Source organism: Lutimaribacter saemankumensis (genome assembly GCF_900100005.1).
GTDB lineage: Bacteria > Pseudomonadota > Alphaproteobacteria > Rhodobacterales > Rhodobacteraceae > Lutimaribacter > Lutimaribacter saemankumensis.
This window is the reverse complement of record NZ_FNEB01000004.1, coordinates 27,916-47,928: the sequence shown is the minus strand read 5'-3', so window position 1 is coordinate 47,928 and position 20,013 is coordinate 27,916. Positions and strand designations below refer to the sequence as shown.

The window sequence follows — 20,013 nt, the reverse complement described above, 5'->3', positions numbered from 1 at the left end:
AACAGGGGGCGGGCAATGACACGGGCATTGGTGACGGGCGCGGGCAAACGGCTGGGCCGCGCGATGGCCATTTACCTTGCCGGGCGCGGGTATGACGTGGCGGTGCACTACGCCAGTTCCGCGCAGGATGCCGACGAGGTTGTGAAGACCATCCGCGACATGGGCCGCAACGCCGTTGCCCTGCAAGCCGACCTGCTGGACGAGGGGGCCACCCAGGCGCTGCTGCCCGCCGCCGCCGAGGCACTGGGCGGTCCGGTCACCTGCCTGGTGAACAATGCCTCGATCTTCGAATACGACACCATCGAAACCGCGACCCGCGAAAGCTGGGACAGGCACCTGGAATCGAACCTGCGCGCGCCTTTCGTCCTGACACAGGCGATGGCCCGCGACATTCCCGACCCGCTCCGTGACGAGATGGGCGAACCCGTGGCGCAGGGTCTTGTCGTCAATATGATCGACCAGCGCGTGCGCAAGCTGACCCCTGAATTCATGACCTACACCATCGCGAAAATGGGGTTGTGGGCCTTTACGCAGACCGCCGCCCAGGCGCTGGCGCCGCGTATTCGCGTGAACGCGATCGGCCCCGGCCCAACGCTGCAAGGCGGCCGCCAGAGCGACAGCCACTTTGCCCGCCAACGCGCCGCGACCGTGCTGAACCGCGGCGCGAACCCCGCCGACATCACCGGAGCGCTGGGGTTTTTCCTCGACAGTCCGGGCGTCACCGGACAACTGATCTGCGTCGACGGCGGCCAGCATCTCGCCTGGCAGACACCCGATGTTCTGGGCGTGGAATAGTTCCGTTTGCATCTTACCCGGCGGCAAGTTGTGCACCGCTCACAGCCCGGTGACCAAAGCGTTACAAAAGTGTTAGGAATTTCAGGCGTTTGCCATCGCTTTAATTTTTTCCCAAACAAAATCAAAGCCTTATTATTGCGCCTAAAAATTGGGCAAACTCAGGAAGGTTGTAAAAAACAACGAAAAAATCAGACTGCCCAAAAGATATCTTCAGACTTATCCACAGCATTCGTGGATTTGTTCTCTCTTGCCCCCTGCCGGTATTCGTTGCAGCCAACCCCGCAGAATCATATCTCTTGCCCATGACCGCCGAAACCGACACGCCCAGGACAGGCCACACCGTCATTCAGGACTATCTGAAAACGCTCGACAGCTCGCCGGGCGTGTACCGGATGCTGGATGCGCAAAGCCGCGTTCTCTATGTCGGCAAGGCGCGCAACCTGCGCGCACGGGTCGGCAATTACGCGCGCCCGACCGGGCACAGCCCGCGCATCGCGCGGATGATCTCCGAAACCGCCTCGATGATGTTCCTGACCACGCGCACCGAAACCGAAGCGCTGCTGCTCGAACAGAACCTCATCAAGCAGCTCAAGCCGAAGTTCAACGTGCTGCTGCGCGACGACAAGTCGTTCCCCAACATCCTCGTGACCGCGCACGACTTTCCCATGATCAAGAAACACCGCGGCGCGAAAAAGGAAAAAGGCCGCTACTTCGGGCCCTTCGCCAGCGCCGGCGCGGTGAACCGCACGCTCAGCCAACTGCAAAAGGTGTTCCTGCTGCGCAACTGCACGGACACCCAGTTCGAAACCCGCACCCGCCCCTGCCTGCAATACCAGATCAAGCGCTGCACCGCGCCCTGCGTCGGCAAGATCAGCAAGGAAGACTACGCCGCCCAGGTCGCGGACGCGGAACGCTACCTGTCGGGAAAATCGACCGAGATCCAGGAAAAGCTTGCCGCCGACATGGCCGCGGCCTCCGAGGCGATGGAGTTCGAACGCGCCGCCGCCCTGCGCGACCGTATCCGCGCCCTGACCCAGGTCCAGACCGCACAGGGCATCAACCCCCGCACCGTGACCGAGGCCGACATCGTCGCGCTGCACCTGGAAAACGGCCAGGCCTGCGTCCAGGTCTTTTTCATCCGCGCCGGCCAGAACTGGGGCAACCGCGATTTCTATCCCCGCACCGGCGCGGATATCGACGCACCCGAAGTGCTCGAAGCGTTCCTGGGCCAGTTCTACGACACCAAGGATCCGCCCCGGCAGATCATCCTGTCGCACGGCATCGAAAATCCCGACCTGATGGAACAGGCCCTGACCGAGAAACTCGGCCGCAAGGTCGCACTGGTTGTCCCGCAAAAGGGCGAAAAGGCCGAACTGGTCGAAAGCGCCGTGCGCAACGCCCGCGAAAGCCTGGCGCGCAAGATGGCCGAAACCGCGACCCAGGCGAAACTGCTGCGCGGCTTGGCCGAAGCGTTCGACCTTCCCGCCCCCCCGCAACGGATCGAGGTCTACGACAACAGCCACATCCAGGGCGCGCATGCCGTGGGCGCGATGATCGTCGCCGGCCCCGACGGGTTCATGAAAAACGCCTACCGCAAGTTCAACATCCGCGGCGAAGACCTGACGCCGGGCGACGATTTCGGCATGATGAAAGAGGTGCTGTCGCGCCGCTTCAAACGCCTGATGAAAGAAGACCCCGACCGCGAAAAGGGGCTCTGGCCCGACCTGCTGCTGATCGACGGCGGCGCGGGCCAGGTCTCGGCCGTCGCGCAGATCATGGCCGGGCACGGGGTAAGCGACATCCCGATGGTCGGCGTCGCCAAGGGCATCGACCGCGACCACGGCAAGGAAGAGTTCCACCGCCCCGGCCGGCGCCCCTTCGCGCTGCGCATGAACGACCCGGTGCTCTATTTCATCCAGCGCCTGCGCGACGAGGCGCACCGCTTCGCCATCGGCACCCACCGCGCCAAGCGCGCCAAGGCCGTGGGCGCCACCCCGCTGGACGAGGTGCCGGGCGTCGGCGCCGCGCGCAAACGCGCGCTGCTGGCACATTTTGGCTCGGCCAAGGCCGTCAGCCGCGCCAACCTTGCCGATCTCAAGGCGGTCGAGGGGATATCGGGCAGCATGGCCGAAACCATTTACGCCTTCTTCCACGTAAAGGGCTAGGCACAGCCCGCCCCTTCATCTTGCCCGAAATACTCCGGGGGGTGAGGCCGCCAGGCCGAGGGGGGCAGCGCCCCCCTGCCCGCCTACCGGTTGGCGCCCGGTATGGGCCCGTTCTCGGTCCAGTCCCAGGTGCCCCGGTCACGCTCGTCCACCGCCTGTTTCCAGCCCACCGCCTCGGCCCGCGCCTTGAAATTCAGCCCCTCGGGCGAATGGCGGGTGATGCCGTCGAAAATCGTCGCCAGCCGCTGCGTGTTCATCAGCCCCGTGGCCTCGATCGCCTGATTGATCACCATCTTCTGCATCGCAAGCTGGTTGATCGGCACGCTGGCCATGCGTGCGGCCAGCGCCTCGACCTCGGCATCCAGGTCGGCTTCGGGCACCGCCTTCAGCACCAGCCCCATCTCGGCCGCCTCGCGCCCCGAAACCTTGTCGCCGGTGAACAGCATCCGCTTGGCCCGCTCCGGCCCCAGCCGGTAAACCCACATCGCCGTGGTCGGGCAGCCCCAGACCCGCACCGGCATGTATCCGATGCGTGCGTTCTCTCCCATCACGACGAAATCCGAACACAGCGCGATATCCGACCCGCCCGCCACGGCATGGCCGTGCACCTTGGCCACCACAGGCTTCAGCGCACGCCACAGCGCCATGAAATGCTGCGTGTTCTTCCACATGAAGCGGTAATCCCTGATCGGATCCCACGGCATGTCCTGCGTGGCCTGCCCGTTGCCGTTGCCCTCGGCGTAATAGGTCAGGTCATACCCCGCGCAGAACGCATCGCCCGCACCCGACAGCACCATCACATGCACCCCGTCATCGGCATCGGCGCGCTTGACCGCCTCTTCCAGCAGCACCGGCACCTCGTCGTCGATGGCGTTCATCACCTCGGGCCGGTTCAGCGTGATCCGCGCGATCCGCCCGTCCTTTTCATAAAGCACCTTGCTCATGTCGGTCTCCTCCCTTTGGCGCCAGCAAAGCATCAACAGCGAGGCGGGCCAAGACCGACGCCGCGTTGCGCAGCCGGGATGGGCGGAACCGGGGGGGGGGGCTCTGCCCCCCTCGGCCTGCGGCCTCACCCCCCGGAGGTATTTTCAGCAAGATGAAGAGGACAGGCCCCGCCTATCCCAGCCGCAGCACCTCGCCGCCGGCGGCTTCGGCGTCCTGCGGGTCGTGGGTCACCAGCAGCACCGGCAACCCGGCGGCGCGGGCACGGTCGAAGACGAGCGTGCGGATCTGTGCCCGGCGGTCGGCGTCGAGCGACGAAAACGGCTCGTCCAGCAACAGCGCGCCGGGCGCGGCCAGAAGCGTGCGCATCAGCGCCACCCGCACCCGCTGACCGCCCGAAAGCGTGGCTGGATCGCGGCCGGCAAAACCCGCCAGTCCGACCTCGGCCAGCGCGGCCTCGACCGCTGCGGCCCTGTCACGTCCCCGCACCGTTCGCGGCAGCCCGAAGGCCAGGTTCGCGCCGACCGACAGATGCGGGAACAGCAGCGGATCCTGGAACAGGATGCCGATGCCGCGCGCCTCGGTCGGCAGGCGGGTGATGTCGCGCCCGTTCAGCGACACGCGCCCGGACACCGCAAAGGGCGCGCCCAACGTGCCCATGATCGCGGCCAGCAGGGTCGATTTGCCCGACCCCGACGGGCCCATCACCGACACCACCTGCCCCGGCCGCACATGCGCGGACAGGCGCAGCATCGCGTGGCCGTCCAGCGTGATGGCCAGATCCTCAAGCATCAAACCCGGTTCAGCCATGCTGCATTCCTTTCCTGTTGCGCCAGGCCAGCCGCGGCAGGCCGATGGCCAGCGCGAAGGGCAGCAGCGCCAGCCCCGTCTGCACCAACGCCCAGACCCCGATCGCCCGCCTGTCCCCGCCCGAGGCCAGCGCCACCGCTTCGGTCGTGACCGTCTGCACCCGGCCGCCACCGATCAGCAGGGTGGGCAGGTATTGCCCCACCGACACCGCCAGCCCCACGGCCGCCGCCGTCAGCACCGGCGCCAACAGCATCGGCAGCCGCACGGTCCAAAGCACCCGGCCCGGCCCGGCGCCAAGGCTCTGCGCCACGGTCGCCTGCCGGCTGTCCCAGGCGCGGAACGGATCACCCAGCGACAGGAAGACATAGGGAAAGACGAACAGCACATGAACGGCCACCACCGCCCCGACCCCGCCCTTTACGCCAAGGATCAGCATCCAGGTCTGCACACCCGGCAGAAAGGCCACCTGCGGCGCCAGAAGCGGCAGGTACAGCAGCCAGTGCCCGCGCGCCCGCATTCGCAGGCCATGGCGGTGCTCGGCCTCGAGGCAGCCTATGGCCAGCGCAAGCGCGATGGCCGTGGCCACGCAGGCGATCGCAACGGTGTCGCCCAGCGCATCCGCCACGCCGGGCCAGTGGCGCATCCAGTTGCGCAGCGTGATCGCATCTGGCCAAAGCTCGGGGAAGCGCCAGAAGCCTGCCACCGACCAGACCGCCAGCACCCCAAGCCCGGCCAGCACCGCCGCCGCGGTCAGCCCGGCCAGCACCAGCGCCACGGCCCCGGTCGCCCGCCCGCCCGCGCCGCGCAGCGCGGACCAGACCCAGGCCCGGCCCAGCCGCGCCACCACGCGTTCACCCAGCCACCACAGGCCCAGCGCACCGATCACCAGCACCAGTTGCAAGGTCGCCGCCGCGGCCCCCTGCAGCCGCATGGCAAGGTCCGGGTCGTTCATCCAGCGCACGATCTGCACGGCCAGCGTGGGCGGCGTGTTCGGCCCGAGGATCAGCGCCACGTCCACGACCGTCATGGAAAAGGCCAGCACCACCAGTACCGGCAGCCGGATCTGGGTGTAGACCCGCGGAAACACGGCCTTCAGCCATGCCGCCGGCCGGTCGTGCCCAAGGCTGCGCGCCACGGCCTCGGCGCGCGTGGCGTCGGCCTGTCCGAGCGCGGCCAGCGTCATCAGCAACAGAAACGGCACCTCCTTGACGACAAGCCCGGCCATCAGGCTCAGCCCTGCGCCGTCCTGCACGATCAGCAGATCGGGCGGCTGCGTCCAGCCGGTGGCCCAGGGCGACAGCGCCCGTACGATCAGCCCCGAAGGCGCGATCAGAAAGGCCAGGCCGAACGCCGCCGCCGCATGCGGCACCGACAAAAGCGGCGACAGCAGCCGCCGGAACGCCGCAAAGGACGGCGTGCCCGACCAGCAGGCCACCAGCAGCGTCACGATACCAAGCGACAGCACGGCCGAACCCAGCCCGGCCACAAGGCTCAGCCGCATCGCCGCCGGCAGGCCCGGCCAGCCGAACAGCGAGGCGAAGGCGTCCAGCCCCGGCTCGACCCGTCCGATCACCGGCAGGATGCCAAAGGCCGGCGCCAGCGTGCCGGCCAGCCCCGCAAGAACCGGCCCCAGCAGCAGCACGAGCGTCAGGATCGGGACCGCGCGCAGGCTCACGTCAGTCGGCGACGCCGTACCGGTCGATCCAGTCGGCCTCGATCCGGGTCATCCAGCTTGGATGCGGCTCGGGCAGCGCCGGGCCGAGGTCGTCGGGCGAAAGCGTCGCCACGCCCAGGTCGATCCCGTCGAACAGCGCGCGCTGATCGCCGGGCAACGCGGCCACGTCCAGCACCGTGCCATAGCCCAGATAGGCCGGGTCCAGCGCACGCGCCTGCGCCTCGGCACTCATCAGGAAATTCGCCACCACCATCGCGCCGGCCTTGGCCGAGGCGTTGTAGGGGATCGCCACGAAACTAGCGTTGCCGATGGTGCCGCCATCGGGCACGAAGGTGCGCACCGTGTCGGGCAACTGGCCGTTGGCAATCGCGGTCGACGCCTCGCCGGGGCTGAAGGAAATCGCCAGCGACACCTCGTCATCCGCCAAAAGCTGGATCTGACGCGGCCCGGTCTGCGGATAGGCCTTGCCCTGCCGCCACAGGTTCGGCGTCAACGCATCCAGAAACGCCCAGAGCGGCGCGGTCACGGCGTCGTAATCCGCCGCATCCACCGGCGCCAGCAGCACCGAAGGATCGTCCAGCACCCCGTAAAGCGCCTGTTTCAGAAAGGTCGTGCCCAGAAAATCGGGCGGCTGCGGATAGGTGAACCGCCCCGGATTGGCCCTGGCCCAGGCCAGCAGCGCGTCCATGTCGGCCAGCGGCTCCATATCGGCGGTGTCATACATGAACACCACCTGCGCCGTGGCCCAGGGGCTTTCCATGCCATCGGTCGGCACGGTGAAATCGGCCTGCACCGGCTTGCCCGCGACATCGACCAGCGCCCAGTTCGGCAATTGCTCGGCGAAGGGCCCGAACAAAAGCCCCGCATCCTTCATCGCGGCAAAGTTGGGCCCGTTGATCCAGATAAGGTCGATCGCGCCGCCACTGTCCTGCCCGGCCTGCTTTTCGGCCAGCACCCGCGCAACCGCATCGGCGGTGTTCGACAGTTTCACATGCTCCAGCGTGACACCGTGGTCTTCGGCCACCCGGCGCCCGACCCAGGCGATGAAATCGTTCGTGGTCGACGATCCGCCCCAGGCATTCCAATACACGGTCTGCCCGCGCGCCTCGTCCAGAACGGCAGTCCAGTCGGACGGAACGGGATCGGCCATCGCCCATCCCGGCAACACGGCCAATGCGGCGGCCATCAGGTGTTTCAGCATTCTCACTCCCCTTTCACTCCTTCAAAGACCCGCCGCGCCAGCAGGATGCGGGACGCACCGGTCACAAAACACAACGCGCCGAACCCCCAGGCCAGAGGCGCGAACCAGTCGGGCCACAGGCACAGGATGACGAAGAACGCTATCGTTTCGAAACCTTCCAGCAGCCCCCCGGTGAAATAGAGCGATTTCACCCCGCGCGCATCCGTCTTCATCGCGTGCTTTTCCGCCAGGATCGCGTAGCCCAGGAAACTCGCCCCGTTGAAATAGAAACTGCACAGCAGGAACGCCCCCGCCGCGCCGTTTCCGGCCGGGTCCAGCCAGACGAACCCCATCGGGATCGCCCCGTAGAACAGGAAATCGCTGACGATATCCAGGTAACCGCCGAAATCCGACGTGCGGCTGGCCCGCGCCACCGCTCCGTCCAGCCCATCGGCCAAACGGCTCAGCAGCAGCGGCAGCAGCGCCCAGCCCGGCGCGCCCAAGCCGATCGTCGCCGCCGCAAGCAGCCCAAGCCCCAGCCCGGCCAGCGTCACCGCATCCGCCCGCACGCCAAGCCGCGCAAGAACGCGCCCCTGCGCGTTCAGGACCGGGTCGATGACAGGGCGGATATAGGCGTCGATCATGCGCCTAGGGATAGACCGCCCGGGCACACACGGGAAAGTGCCAATCGCGTGACGGCGCTGTAACAATGCCGGTCGCAAGGGGGCGCGCCCCGCCCACGGAATGTCGCGCAAGGGCTTGCAACGCGCATCAGGCCCGATATGCGTGGGGGACACGGACAGCAAAGGGCACGCGCATGACCAGCTTTGAACGCACTGTCGATATCCTGGGCGATCTGATCGCCTTCCCCACGGTTTCGGCGGACAGCAACCTGGAACTGATCGCCTATCTCGCCAACCGCCTGGGCGATGTGGGCGCGCATGTGCAGGTCATGACGGATGAAAGCGGCCACAAGGCGAACCTGTTCGCCACCATCGGCCCCGAAACCGATGGCGGCATCGTCTTTTCCGGCCATTCCGACGTCGTGCCCGCCGAAGAACAGGGCTGGTCCGCCGACCCGTTCGAAATGGTCGCGCGCGACGGCAATTTCTACGGGCGCGGCACCTGCGACATGAAAGGGTTCATCGCCGCCGCGATGGCCATGGCGCCCCGCCTTGCCGAGGTGCGTTTGCGCCGGCCCGTCCATTTCGCCTTTACCTATGACGAAGAGGTCGGGTGCCTCGGTGCCCAGCACCTCGTGCGTGAACTGGCCCAGACCGGCCTGCGCCCGGCGACCGCGATCATCGGCGAGCCGACGATGATGCGCATCATCGAGGGGCACAAGGGCTGCTGCGAATACACCACCCGCTTTCACGGGCTCGAAGGGCACGGATCGGCCCCCGACCGTGGCGTTTCGGCGGTGGAATATGCCGCGCGCTACATCATGCGCCTGCTGGAACTGCGCGAAGACCTCAAACCCCGCGCCCCCGCCGGCAGCCGGTTCGACCCGCCGTGGTCCACCCTGCAGGTCGGCCGCATCCATGGCGGCGTGGCCCATAACGTGATCGCGGGCGATGCCGAGGTGGAATGGGAACTGCGCCCCGTTCAGGCGTCCGACAAATCCTACGTGACCGAGGAAATCGCGCGCTACGCCAACGAGGTGCTGCTGCCCGCGATGCGCGCCGTACATCCCGAAGCCACCATCGCGACCGAGGTGATCGGCGACGTCCAAGGGCTGGAACCCGCGACCGAGAACGAGGCGCGCGACATCATCCAGCGCCTGACCGGGCAGAACGGCGCCGACGTCGTGGCCTTCGGCACCGAAGCCGGGCTGTTCCAGTCCCTGGGAATGAGCGCCGTGGTCTGTGGCCCCGGCTCGATCGAGCAGGCGCACAGGGCCGATGAATTCGTCAGCGCCGACCAACTGCGCCAATGCGTCGACATGCTGGAAAAGCTCTGCGACGGGCTGGTCGAACACTAGCCGCGCAAAAATGCTAACGGCCGCGCGGTTTGATGGGTAAACCGCGCGATTGCGGACCGGTCGCGGGAAAATCCGCGCGTATCCGCCTGATTCCGGCATGATGGCAGGCGAAAACCGCGCGGTTTAGAACCCGGACCGCGCGGTTTTCGTTAATCCCTTGTCAGGAACTGCGCGCTTTCGCCCGGCAACCGCGCGGTTAATGGGCCGCGCGCCTGCCTAGCGGCTGAAGGACACCGGCAGGTTGAACCGGTGACTGCCCGCCGCCAGCCCCTTGGGCGCGGCCGGGAACCGGGCACGCTGAACAGCAGCCACCGCCGCACGGTCCAGCGCCTCGTTGCCCGATGACCGGGTGATCACGACGCCCTGCAACTGCCCCGTATGCGACAATGTCAAACGCAGGTTAACCTTGCCCGACGCACGCGTGCCACGCGGAAAACGCTTGTTTTTCTCGACACTTGCACGCACTCGGCCACCCCAGTCGGCCATCAGGCTGCGGGTTTGGGCAGCGCTCGGTGCCGGCGTTTTCACCACATTTACGGTGACATGCCCGGCCTGCGGCGCGTTGCCCTGCCCCTTGGCCTTTTGCGCGGCGCGCGATGCCTGTTGGGCCGGCCTTGGCTGCGCCTGCTCGACTGGGCGCGCAACTGGCCGCACGTCAGGTCTATCGCTTTGTTCTGAAACGGTTTTTTCAGGCTCAGGCCGAACCGGCCTTGGCGGCGGCGCGGTATCGGCCCGTGGGGCGGCCTGCGGGGTCTGCGGCATTGGCAGACCGGCGGGCACCGACTGCGGAAGTGTTTTCATTTCAACGACTTGCGGCAGCTTCACGACATCGGAAACCGGCGGCGGCGCCATCGCCACGGGAACGGCCTGCACCTCGGGCGCTGCCGTCCAGGCGGCGACCATGTCGGCCATGTTTCCCGACATCGCCGCCAGCGTGATCTGCGCCTCGCCACCCTCGCCCCCCGGACCGCCACCGACACCGCCGGGCTGCGCCAGAACCAGCACATGCGCACCGACCGACAGGGTCAGGAAGGCCGCGTATTCGAACAGGATCTTCATGGCTGCACCGCCAGTTCGATCGTAGAAAACTCATACGATCCAAGGCGTTGCAGCACACGCGCCAATTCGACCGCCGGCAGGGAGCGGTCCGCCCGGATCGTCACCGGCGTCTGCGGATCGAGCGCCCCAAGAGCGGCCCATGCCGCATCGCCGCTCTGTCCCGAAAGCGCCGGAACCCCTTCCGCCGACAGCCACAACACCGCCTCGCCCGCGATCTCGGCCTCGGCATTTGCGGTGGGCAGGTCCGTCGCAAAGGGATCGGGCGGCGCGATCTGCGCGGACATCAGGAAGAAAATCAGCAGCAGGAACACCACGTTGATCATCGGGACGATGCTTTCGGGCGTCTGGCGGCGGGCCGGTATGGCAAAGCGCATGGGCGTCACTCCACCACCGTGACACGGGTCAGCCCCGCATCGCGCAACACGTTCGCCACATCGATCAGCCGCTGCAGATCGGCCCCGTCACGCGGGCGCAGAACGACGATGTCGTCCGGCCCGGTCATCAGCGGCGCAAGGGTATCGGCAAGCGTATCCGCGGCCACCTCGCGCCCGTTCAGGCGCAGCGTATCGGGGCCGATATCCACCAAGCGCGGCGGCCCTTCGTAGCTGCCCGATCCAAGCCCGCCGGGATCCAGCGGCAGCGCCGCATCCATCCCGAACCGCGCGGCCAGCATGAAAAAGATGAGCAGCAGGAACACCACGTCGATCATCGGCGTAAGGCTGGGCCGGCGGCGCAGGCGCGGTGCGGCAAAGGCGAACATCACGTGCCCCCCTGCGCGTTGACCATGCGGGTGGCCATGTCTTCCATGTCGCCCTGCACCCGCTCGGCCACCCCTTCGAAGGCCGACAGCGCCACGGCGGCGGGGATCGCCACCGCCATGCCGGCGGCGGTGGTCAAGAGCGCCTCCCATATGCCGCCGGCCAGAACCGACGGATCGGCGCGCGACCCGCTGTCCTGCAAGGCCTGGAACGCGTCGATCATGCCCAGCACCGTGCCCAGAAGCCCGACCAGCGGCGCGATCGTCACGATCAGTTCCAGCGGCCGCAAGCCCGCGCGCAGGCCCGCGATTTCGCGCATGGCAAGGCGGGTGATCTCGTCGCGCTGCGCCTCGGGCGGCAAGGCGCCGGACAGAACGCCACGCACCCGCGACACGAAGCGCAGGCGCAGGTTGGCGCTGTCGGGCGCGGGCGCGCCATGCCCGGCCACCACGGCCTCGGCGCGGCCAGGCGCCCAGACACCCGCCAGCGCGAGGCGCCACAGCTTCCATGCGATGATGGCGACCGTCAGAACCGACAGCGCGGCAATGACCCAGAGCGCCGGGCCACCCCGGTCGAGCAGGCCCTGAAGGCTGTCAAATCCCGTCATGCCGCCCCCCGTCTGACATGTTTCATCCAGTATGCGCCGCCCGCGCGCACGGCGTCGTATACCGCACGGCCCGCCGCCACGCCAATCGCCGTGTGCATGCCCGCAAACACTGTGTCCCCCGACGGCGCGGCGACGGCGATGCAATCGGTACCGGTGCCCGTGGCAATGCCCGTGGGCAATTGGTGGCCCAGTTCGATGACGGCGGTTGTGCGGGCCTGCGCAACGATGGCCAGTGTTTCCACCAACGCCGCCTGCGTCAGCCCGGCAGACAGGCGAAGCGCCACGTTGATCGTACCGAAGCTGTCCGGGTCATAGGCCATGCGCGTGCCGATCCTTTCGGCATTGGACAAGCCCACCGTGGCAACGGCGGTTGCGGTGACGTCATCGACGACCGCCTCGGCCACCTCGAAGGCGCTGACGTCGCGCGAGGTCAGGAAACAGGGCGCATCCTGCCCGCCGCGCGGGGCAAGCTCGCCGGCCAGCCAATCGGCCACGTCCAGATCGGGCGTAAGATCGGCATTGCGCACCTCGCGCCACAGGATACGCCGCGCCGTGACGAAACCGGGACGGTTCAGCGTGAAGCTGAGCACCGGCATTTCGGCGCCAAGATCGAAGTCCAGCCAGGGGCGCGACAGCGTGACACTCATTCCAGCACCTCGAGCGGTTGGAAGATGCGGCCCTGGTCGGTTTCGGCCTGGTAGGCGGTGATCCCGAAAGCCTGTGCGACCATTTCGGGCGTCAGCACCTTGGCCGGCGTGCCATCGGCCATCACCTGCCCCTGCCCCAGCAGGATCAGCCGCGAACAGTGGCGCGCGGCAAGGCCCAGGTCATGCAGCGACACCAACACCGACCGGCCCGACCGCGCGAGCCCGGCAAAGGTTTCCATGGTCGCGATCTGGTGGGCGGGATCGAGCCCGGCGATGGGTTCGTCCGCCATGACAAGGGGCGTGTCCTGCGCCAGGGCGCGGGCAATCAGGACGCGGGCCTGCTCTCCGCCCGACAGCCGCGTGGCGGTGCGCTGGCGCATATGCGACAGACCCATCCAGTCGATCGCCCGGTCGACGGCGTGATGATCCGCCTCGGTCAGGCGGCGGGCGCGATGCGGCGTGCGGCCAAGCGTGACCAGCGCCTCGACCGTGACCGGCCAGGCGATTTCACGCGCCTGCGGCATCCACGCGACCGCTTGGGCCCGCGCGCGCGGATCGAGCGCGGCAAGGCTGCTTTGGCCGTCATGGTCGAGCAGTCCCAGCGCCGCGCGCATCAGCGTGGTCTTGCCCGCACCGTTGGGGCCGATCAGTCCCACCATTTCGCCCGCGCCGATATTCAGCGTCACGCCGGAAAAGACCGGCCTGCCGCGCAGGGTGACGGACAGATCGCGCAGGGAAAGCAGCGTCATGGCATCTCCCTCCGCGTCTTGTAGATGAGGTGCAGGAACAGCGGCGCGCCCACCAGCGCGGTCAGAACGCCCAGTTTCAGGTCGCGTTCGGGCAACACCAGGCGCACGGCAAGATCGGCCGCAAGCAGCATCGCCGCCCCCCCAAGTGCCGACGCCCAAAGGAGCCGCGAAGGCTGCGCGCCCACCCAGGGCCGCAACAGGTGCGGCACCACCAGCCCGACGAACCCGATGGCCCCGGCCACGGCGGTACCAGCCCCCACAACGCAGGCGGTGCCAAGGATCAGCACCAGCCGCAGGCGGGACAGGTGAATGCCCATCGCCTCGGCCGCGTCCTCGCCCAGCGTCAGCGCGTCGAGCCCCCGCCCGAGCGAGGCCAGCAGCACCCAACCCAGCAGCGTGAAGGGCAAGGCCAGCCACAGATGCGTCATCGAGCGGTCGGCAAGCGATCCCATCATCCAGAACACGATCTCGTTCACGGCAAAGGGGTTCTGCGACAGGTTCAGCACGAGTTGCGTCAGCGCCCCGGCCATGGCCGAGATCGCGATGCCCGCAAGGATCAGCACCAGCGACCCGCCGCGGGGGCCCGCAAGGGCCAGCACCAGAAGCACGCCGCCCAGCGCACCGGCCAGAGCCATCAGCGGCAGCCCCAGCGCGAAACTCGCCGACAGCCCGGTCTGGATCGCGATCACCGCGCCCAGCGCGGCCGATCCCGAAACGCCGATCAGCCCCGGTTCGGCCAGCGGGTTGCGCAGGTATCCCTGCATCGCCGCCCCGGCAAGGCCAAGGCTTGCGCCGATCATCGCGGCCAGGATCGCGCGCGGCAGGCGGATTTCGCGCATCACCATGGCAACCGGCCCGTCCCCCCCGCCGAAAAGCCCTGCAAGGCTATCGAGCGGAGCGATGCTGGCCGGGCCAACCAGCAGCGACAGCACAAAAAGCGCCGCGACGGCCAGCGACAGCGATGCCATCAGCCGCGTCATTGCCCCGCCTCCACCGCGCGGCGCAGGGCGACCAGGTCTTCGACCGCCTGCAAAACGTAAGGCGTGCCGCACACCCAGTTGCGGTCGGTCACGGTGCCGGTGACCCGGCCCCGTTTAAGCGCTGTGACAACGGGGTGGTCCATGATCGCCTCTGACCGCGAGGCACCCGGATAGGGGTTGCCCGTCACGACGACATCCGGGTCGGCCATCGCCAGCAGCTCCAGCGGCAGAGCGCCGATCGCGCCATAACCCATCCCGGTCGCCACATTGTCGAACCCGGCCGCGCGCAGGATCTGCCCGGCCAGCGACGCATCGCCCGACGTGTATCCGTTGGCGTAATAAAGCGCTGCCTGCGGACGGTCCTGTGTGGAAGAGGACAATTCGGCCAGTTGCGCGTTGAACCGGTCGACCAGTTCGGCCGCGCGCGCCTCTTGCCCCAGCAGGGCCCCGATGCGCGTCAGCCGGTCGGGCACATCCGAAAGCGCATAGGCGGGGGCGAATTCCTCGACCCGGATACCAAGGCGGCGCAGCATGTCGACGGTGGCGCGGTCCGTAAAACGCCCGGCGATCACCAGGTCGGGCTTGAGAAGATAGACCTCTTCGGCGCGGGCATGGTTGACGGGTATCGCCGCCGCCTCTTCGGCCATGGCCGAGGTGCGCGGGTTGGCGGCCAGAGGCGTGACCGACACAAGCTGCCCCGGCCCCGCGACCAGCATCGCAAGCTGATCGGTGCACAGGTTGACCGACACCACCCTTTTCGGGATGTCGGCATGGGCAGCCGCGCCTGCCAGGGCAAGCGCGGCGAGCCAGGGTATGATCCTAGAAGGACGCACGGAGCCCGAAATACGCCGCGCGGCCCGGCGTGTTGTAGCCGCCCGCGGTTTCGTAGTCTTCGTCCAGCAGGTTCTCGACCCGCAGATAGGCCTGCGCCCGGTCCGTGATGTCATAGCTGACACCGAGATTGACCAGGGTGTAATCTCCTACCTTGTTGTCCACCGGCGCAAAGGCGCTGGCTTCGACATCGGCGACGCGCTGAACCTCGAACGTGCCGTTGAACCCGTTGCCGAGATCGGCGTCGAGGCCAAGCACCAGATCGTGGCGCGGCACGCGGACAAGGCGGATGCCTTCGGTCTTGGCATCGGTCAGCGTGTAGTTGGCAAAAAGCGCCACACGGTCCGAAAGCGCGTAGCGGCCGGCCAGTTCCAGCCCGCGCGTGACGGTGGTGCCGGGCTGCTGGTTATAGGCCGAGAGGATGAAGTCATAGCCGATCAGATCGTCGATTTCGGTGTAGAACGCAGTCGCGCGCACGAACCCGGCCTCGAACGTCTTTTCCGCCCCCAATTCGAACGAACGGCTTTGTTCGGGTTGCAGCGTGGTGCTGCCGTACGGGCCGAAGAGTTCATAGAGCGAGGGCGCGCGGAATCCGCTGCCCAGAACCGCGCGTAGCGTCAGGTCCGGCTGTGCGCGCCAGGCCGCCGCGATGCGCCCGGTGGTGCTGCCGCCAAAGCGCGAATGATCGTCATGCCGCAGCGCCAGCGACAGATCGAGATCGTCGGCCGGACGCAATTGCAATTCGGCAAAGACAGACCGCGTGGTCACCTCGCCCGAGGCGCCGGGAATGTCGAAGGTTTCGCGTGTTTCGTCCAGACCGAAGCCAAGCGTGCTCGTGCCACCGATTTCCACCGATCCAAGATATTGCAACTCTTCGCGGTCGCCGTTGAAATACGGGGTGAACCCGCCGGGATCGCGGCGTTCGCTATCGAACACCGAATAGCTGAGGCGATGATCGATGCCGCCGGTTTCGAATTCGGCGAAGACACGTGCGCCGCGCTGGGTAAAGAAGTTTTCGCCGGCATTGCCGACAAACGGGCGGTCGATTTCCACCATGCCGTCACGCCAGAGCGCCGAGGCACCGACCGTGACCGTGTCGGTCAGGTCGTAGCGCGTGGACAGGGTCAGCATCTCTTGTTCGAAACCGTCCTCTTCGGTGTCCGAGGCCAGCGCCGAAATGCCATCTGTGATCAGCCGCGAATAGCTGAGCGCGACCTCGCCGCGCTCGGTTGCATGCCCCATCCAAAGGCTGCCCGACCGCGTGCCGAAGCTGCCCGCCTCGAGGTTGAGATCGGCCGAAAAGCCCAGGCCGCGCGGGCGTGCGGTGGTGATGTCGACGACCCCGGCAATCGCCTCGGACCCGTAGATCGCCGATTGCGAGCCTTTCAGGATTTCGACCCGGCCAAGCCCCGCAGCGGTCAGCCCGCCGAAATTGAACCCCGTCTGCGTCGAGGACGGATCGGTCACGTCGATCCCGTTCACGCGCACACCGATATAGGATGTGTCCAGGCCGCGGATGCGCAGCGTCGTGTTGCTGCCCACCCCGCCGTTGGCCGAAAAGCTGACACCGGGTTCGCGCGACAGCGTCTGGATCAGCGAGGTGTCGGCATTTTGCAGGTTGTCGCCTTCGACAACCTCGACGGTCGCGCCGGTGCGGGCGGGGTCGACCGGCGCCAGGCTGGGCGACACGACGATCTCGTCGAGATCGAACGCCTCCTGCGCCAGACCGGGCGCGGCAAGCAATGCGGTGAAAGCGACGGATGCCAGTAGCGTCCTTTTCATGGTTCTTGTCCCTCCTTCGGGCCATGGCCCGGGATTTTGTATTGTCTTGCGGAAGGACTGCGCCCTCCCGTGACGGTGAAAGATGCCACCACTACGGAAGGTCCGTTATCCACGGCGCGCCCCGCGCCCGGATAGGGTGATCACTTCGGCAGGTCTCCTGACTTGCGGGTCATCGCTTGGCCGGGCCTTCCCGCGGCGCCCACAGGGCGCGGCAGTGGCATATGCCGGCGTCGCTCACCGCTTACAGTTGCGGGGGCAGTCGCGGCCTTGGGCTGTCCTTTCGGGCGGCCCTCACCGCGTTCCCTTTTACCCGGCCGAGTGAATCGACCGGACCGAAGCAATGTCGTGATTACTGGATGGAGGGATTCGATGAAAGGGGAAAGGCGACGCCGCGGCGCGCCGGCGCGACATCAGCGCGGGGCGCGTGTGAACACCATTTTCTGGTTGGCCAGCTTTTCGCGCGCTCCCGTCCACGCATAGCACAAGAGCGCGGGATTGTTGTCGGCGGTGGTGATGCGGTGCAGTTGGCCCGGCGGGTTGAAGATCAGCGAGCCGGGGCTGTAGACGCCCTGATCGTTTTCCGACACCGCGCCGGACAGGCAGATATAGCTTTCGGTGATGCCGTCATGGGAATGGGCGGGATAGGTGCATTTCGGCGCGAACAGCACAAGGCCGAGGATCACCTCGTCGGTGACGACCGGGCCGGTCGGTCCGACCAGTTCGGCATAGGCGTATTTGCGTTCCAGCCCGCGAGGCACCTTTTCATAGCCGTATTGCCACACGAACTGATCGCGCACTGCCTCGAGCGCGCGGATGAAGGGCGCGTGACGCTCCAGCCGGCCATTGTCCAGCGCGCGCTGGAGATGGGCGGTGACGGGCTTTTCGACCGGTTCGACCGACCGCACCTCGGCATTGGCCTTCATCACGCGGCTGATCTGTTCGCGCACATTGCGCTGGTGGCTGCGGATCTTGGCGCTGCCGCCGGCGGGCAGCCGGCGGTAGAATTCATAGAAATCGCGCAGAAGATATTCCCATTCAGGGCAATCCCTTATCCGCCGTTCCGTCGTCATCGCAGGCTTGCCCCCTGTTCAGAGCCGCAAGACGCCCCTGCAGGCATCCGGTCACTCGGGCCGGACGCGCGCGGCCGTCTTGTTGGCGAACGCTTCGAGCCGCCCGCGCGAGGCGGGCTGCGTGTTGACGATGCCCGCGACCACGGATTCCGCATAGGCCGCATCCAGCCCCGACATGTTCTGCATGTGCGAGATCGCCGAGCAGATCGCGAAATTCGACAGCGGCGGGTTGGTGGCGGCGGCGCGCGCGATTTCCAGCGCCTTGGCCTCGGAATCCTCGACCAGGTATTGCGCAAGGCCCACGCTGATCGCCTCGTCGCCCTTGTAGACGCGGCCCGTGAGCATCATGTCGATCATGCGCGCCTTGCCGACCAGATCGGCCACGCGGATCGTGGCCCCGCCACCGGTGAACAGGCCCCGCTGCCCTTCGGGCAGAGCAAAGTAGGTGCTGGCATCGGCAACCCGGATATGGGCCGAACTGGCCAGTTCCAGCCCACCGCCCACAACAGCCCCCTTGAGCGCGGCGATGACCGGCACGCCGCCATATTCCATCTTGTTGAACGCCTCGTGCCAGCGCAGGCAGATATGCATGAAATCTTCGGGGCGGCGATCTTCGGCGTGGTGTTCCACGAGGTCGAGACCGGCGCAGAAATGCGGACCTTCGGCGCGCAGGATCACGGCGCGCGCGCCCATGCGCGGCAGTTTCGAAAACACCTCGATCAACTCGTCCACGGTCGCGGCGTTGAGCGCGTTGCGCTTGGCCGGACGGTTGAGCGAAAGCGTGACGATGCCATCGTCATCGGCGCTGATCGCCAGGTTTTCCAGGTCGAAGATGTCGAGGCTGTCCATGATGTGTTCCTTCGGGTTTGTAAGTGTGGCGCGGGTCAGGCCCGGCCGGTGTTGAGTTCGGCCAGGATCGCATCGGCATCCTGGCCACGGGTTGGTGCGGGGCGTGGGGCGGGCGGCGTCCTGCCGTCGAAACGCGGGGCCGCGGCCGCCTGCAGACCCTGTTCATCCTGGTGCCAGATGCCGCGCGCCGCCATATGGGCATCCGCCGCCGCGCCGTCCGGGGCATTCACGGGCGCCACGCAGGCATCGCTGCCCTCGAACAGGGCGACCCAATGCGCCAGCGGTTTCCCGGCAAAGATCGCGGCCAGCCGGTCCGTCAGCGCGGGCCAGGCGGATTTGTCGAACTGCTTTTGAAATTCGGCATCGTCGGACAGGCCCATGCGGTCGAGGAAAATGGCGTAGAATTTCGGCTCGAGACTTTGGACGGACAGGAACTGCCCGTCGGCGCAGGCGTAGCAGCGGCTCCAATGCGGTCCGTCGAGAATGCTTTGGCCGCGCTGCATCGATAGACCGCCCGCCGCACCCAGAGACATCAGGAGGTTCATCATGTGCGCCGATCCGTCGACGATTGCGGCATCGACCACCGTGCCCGCCCCCGTTCGCCCCGCGCGGATCAGCCCGGCCAGCATCCCGGCCACAAGATAGAGCGCCCCACCCCCGATATCGCCCACGATTGTCGGCGGGGTAAAGGGCGGCTGTCCGGCGGGCGAGGCATACCAGAGCGCCCCCGACAGCGCGATATAATTCAGGTCATGCCCGGCCTGCATGGCGCGCGGCCCGTCCTGGCCCCAGCCGGTCATGCGGCCATAGACCAGCGCCGGATTGAGCGCGTGGGCATCCGCAGGGCCAAGGCCCAGCCGCTCCATCACGCCGGGGCGGAACCCTTCGATCAGGCCGTCGGCCCCGGCGATCAGGCGCTTGACGGTTTCCAGGTCGTCGGGGTCTTTCAGATCGAGCGAGATCGACCGCTTGCCCCGGTCGAGAGGGTTGCGCGCGGGCTGCCCCGGGGCGCTGCCCCCGCCCTTGCGGTGCACGACGATCACTTCGGCGCCGAGATCGGCCAGCGTCATCGCCGCGAAAGGACCGGGCCCAAGGCCTTCGATCTCGATAATGCGGATGCCGTCGAGCATGGC

General features: G+C 67.3%; 20 protein-coding genes and 1 riboswitch. Of the genes, 3 read left to right on the top strand and 17 right to left on the bottom strand.

Features of this window, described 5'->3' with window-relative positions:
* The first annotated feature begins 15 nt into the window (after positions 1–15).
* Both BLT50_RS09225 and uvrC read left to right on the top strand, forming a co-directional pair.
* Positions 16–795: an SDR family oxidoreductase gene (locus BLT50_RS09225; RefSeq protein ID WP_090028395.1), complete on the top strand. Its 780-nt coding sequence runs from the start codon at positions 16–18 to the stop codon at positions 793–795.
* A gap of 302 nt (positions 796–1,097) precedes the next feature.
* On the top strand, positions 1,098–2,960 hold the full coding sequence (gene uvrC / locus BLT50_RS09220) for an excinuclease ABC subunit UvrC (RefSeq protein ID WP_090028394.1): 1,863 nt from the start codon (positions 1,098–1,100) through the stop codon (positions 2,958–2,960).
* Between the two features lie 83 nt (positions 2,961–3,043).
* Here the strand turns inward: uvrC and BLT50_RS09215 are convergent, their stop codons facing one another.
* The 5 genes from BLT50_RS09215 to BLT50_RS09195 all read right to left on the bottom strand — a co-directional run bounded on the left by BLT50_RS09215 (position 3,044) and on the right by BLT50_RS09195 (position 8,211).
* Positions 3,044–3,937 (bottom strand): crotonase/enoyl-CoA hydratase family protein, encoded by an 894-nt coding sequence (locus BLT50_RS09215; RefSeq protein ID WP_090028393.1) that lies wholly within the window; start codon positions 3,935–3,937, stop codon positions 3,044–3,046.
* A gap of 139 nt (positions 3,938–4,076) precedes the next feature.
* On the bottom strand, positions 4,077–4,712 hold the full coding sequence (locus BLT50_RS09210) for an ATP-binding cassette domain-containing protein (protein ID WP_090028392.1): 636 nt from the start codon (positions 4,710–4,712) through the stop codon (positions 4,077–4,079).
* Positions 4,705–6,387 carry an ABC transporter permease gene (locus BLT50_RS09205; protein WP_090028391.1) on the bottom strand — a complete coding sequence of 561 codons (1,683 nt, stop codon included), beginning with the start codon at positions 6,385–6,387 and terminating at the stop codon, positions 4,705–4,707. The genes BLT50_RS09210 and BLT50_RS09205 overlap by 8 nt, the downstream gene beginning before the upstream one ends.
* A gap of 1 nt (position 6,388) precedes the next feature.
* Entirely contained in the window at positions 6,389–7,585 is a 1,197-nt protein-coding gene (locus BLT50_RS09200) for an ABC transporter substrate-binding protein (RefSeq protein ID WP_090028604.1), read from the bottom strand.
* A 5-nt stretch (positions 7,586–7,590) separates the two neighbouring features.
* Positions 7,591–8,211 carry a CDP-alcohol phosphatidyltransferase family protein gene (locus BLT50_RS09195; protein ID WP_090028390.1) on the bottom strand — a complete coding sequence of 207 codons (621 nt, stop codon included), beginning with the start codon at positions 8,209–8,211 and terminating at the stop codon, positions 7,591–7,593.
* A gap of 173 nt (positions 8,212–8,384) precedes the next feature.
* Here BLT50_RS09195 and argE point away from each other — a divergent pair, with 173 nt between their 5' ends.
* Positions 8,385–9,548 (top strand): acetylornithine deacetylase, encoded by a 1,164-nt coding sequence (gene argE / locus BLT50_RS09190; protein ID WP_090028389.1) that lies wholly within the window; start codon positions 8,385–8,387, stop codon positions 9,546–9,548.
* A 216-nt stretch (positions 9,549–9,764) separates the two neighbouring features.
* Here the strand turns inward: argE and BLT50_RS09185 are convergent, their stop codons facing one another.
* From BLT50_RS09185 to BLT50_RS09130, 12 genes are all read right to left on the bottom strand, one after another.
* Positions 9,765–10,607 carry a TonB family protein gene (locus BLT50_RS09185; RefSeq protein WP_090028388.1) on the bottom strand — a complete coding sequence of 281 codons (843 nt, stop codon included), beginning with the start codon at positions 10,605–10,607 and terminating at the stop codon, positions 9,765–9,767.
* The gene (locus tag BLT50_RS09180) at positions 10,604–10,981 is read right to left on the bottom strand and encodes an ExbD/TolR family protein (RefSeq protein ID WP_090028603.1); all 378 of its coding nucleotides are present in this window, start codon (positions 10,979–10,981) and stop codon (positions 10,604–10,606) included. The genes BLT50_RS09185 and BLT50_RS09180 overlap by 4 nt, the downstream gene beginning before the upstream one ends.
* Positions 10,982–10,986: 5 nt before the next feature.
* Complete coding sequence (locus BLT50_RS09175) at positions 10,987–11,367, bottom strand: ExbD/TolR family protein (protein ID WP_090028602.1); 381 nt, start codon at positions 11,365–11,367, stop codon at positions 10,987–10,989.
* A complete protein-coding gene (locus BLT50_RS09170) occupies positions 11,367–11,972 on the bottom strand; it encodes a MotA/TolQ/ExbB proton channel family protein (RefSeq protein ID WP_090028387.1) in 606 nt (201 codons plus the stop codon). The genes BLT50_RS09175 and BLT50_RS09170 overlap by 1 nt, the downstream gene beginning before the upstream one ends.
* Positions 11,969–12,619, bottom strand: a complete 651-nt coding sequence (locus BLT50_RS09165; RefSeq protein ID WP_090028386.1) for an adenosylcobinamide amidohydrolase — start codon at positions 12,617–12,619, stop codon at positions 11,969–11,971. Before BLT50_RS09165 ends, BLT50_RS09170 begins: the two co-directional genes overlap by 4 nt.
* Entirely contained in the window at positions 12,616–13,368 is a 753-nt protein-coding gene (locus tag BLT50_RS09160) for an ABC transporter ATP-binding protein (RefSeq protein ID WP_090028385.1), read from the bottom strand. Before BLT50_RS09160 ends, BLT50_RS09165 begins: the two co-directional genes overlap by 4 nt.
* Complete coding sequence (locus tag BLT50_RS09155; protein WP_090028384.1) at positions 13,365–14,348, bottom strand: FecCD family ABC transporter permease; 984 nt, start codon at positions 14,346–14,348, stop codon at positions 13,365–13,367. The genes BLT50_RS09160 and BLT50_RS09155 overlap by 4 nt, the downstream gene beginning before the upstream one ends.
* Positions 14,345–15,181, bottom strand: coding sequence for an ABC transporter substrate-binding protein (locus tag BLT50_RS09150; RefSeq protein WP_175491437.1), 837 nt, complete (start codon positions 15,179–15,181; stop codon positions 14,345–14,347). The genes BLT50_RS09155 and BLT50_RS09150 overlap by 4 nt, the downstream gene beginning before the upstream one ends.
* The gene (locus tag BLT50_RS09145) at positions 15,168–16,961 is read right to left on the bottom strand and encodes a TonB-dependent receptor plug domain-containing protein (RefSeq protein WP_090028382.1); all 1,794 of its coding nucleotides are present in this window, start codon (positions 16,959–16,961) and stop codon (positions 15,168–15,170) included. The genes BLT50_RS09150 and BLT50_RS09145 overlap by 14 nt, the downstream gene beginning before the upstream one ends.
* A 130-nt stretch (positions 16,962–17,091) precedes the next feature.
* A riboswitch (cobalamin riboswitch) is annotated at positions 17,092–17,313 on the bottom strand.
* 58 nt (positions 17,314–17,371) lie between these two features.
* Positions 17,372–18,031: a dimethylsulfonioproprionate lyase family protein gene (locus BLT50_RS09140; protein WP_090028381.1), complete on the bottom strand. Its 660-nt coding sequence runs from the start codon at positions 18,029–18,031 to the stop codon at positions 17,372–17,374.
* A 51-nt stretch (positions 18,032–18,082) separates the two neighbouring features.
* Complete coding sequence (locus BLT50_RS09135; protein WP_090028380.1) at positions 18,083–18,880, bottom strand: crotonase/enoyl-CoA hydratase family protein; 798 nt, start codon at positions 18,878–18,880, stop codon at positions 18,083–18,085.
* Between the two features lie 35 nt (positions 18,881–18,915).
* Positions 18,916–20,010, bottom strand: coding sequence for a CaiB/BaiF CoA transferase family protein (locus tag BLT50_RS09130; protein WP_090028379.1), 1,095 nt, complete (start codon positions 20,008–20,010; stop codon positions 18,916–18,918).
* Between the last annotated feature and the right edge of the window lie 3 nt (positions 20,011–20,013).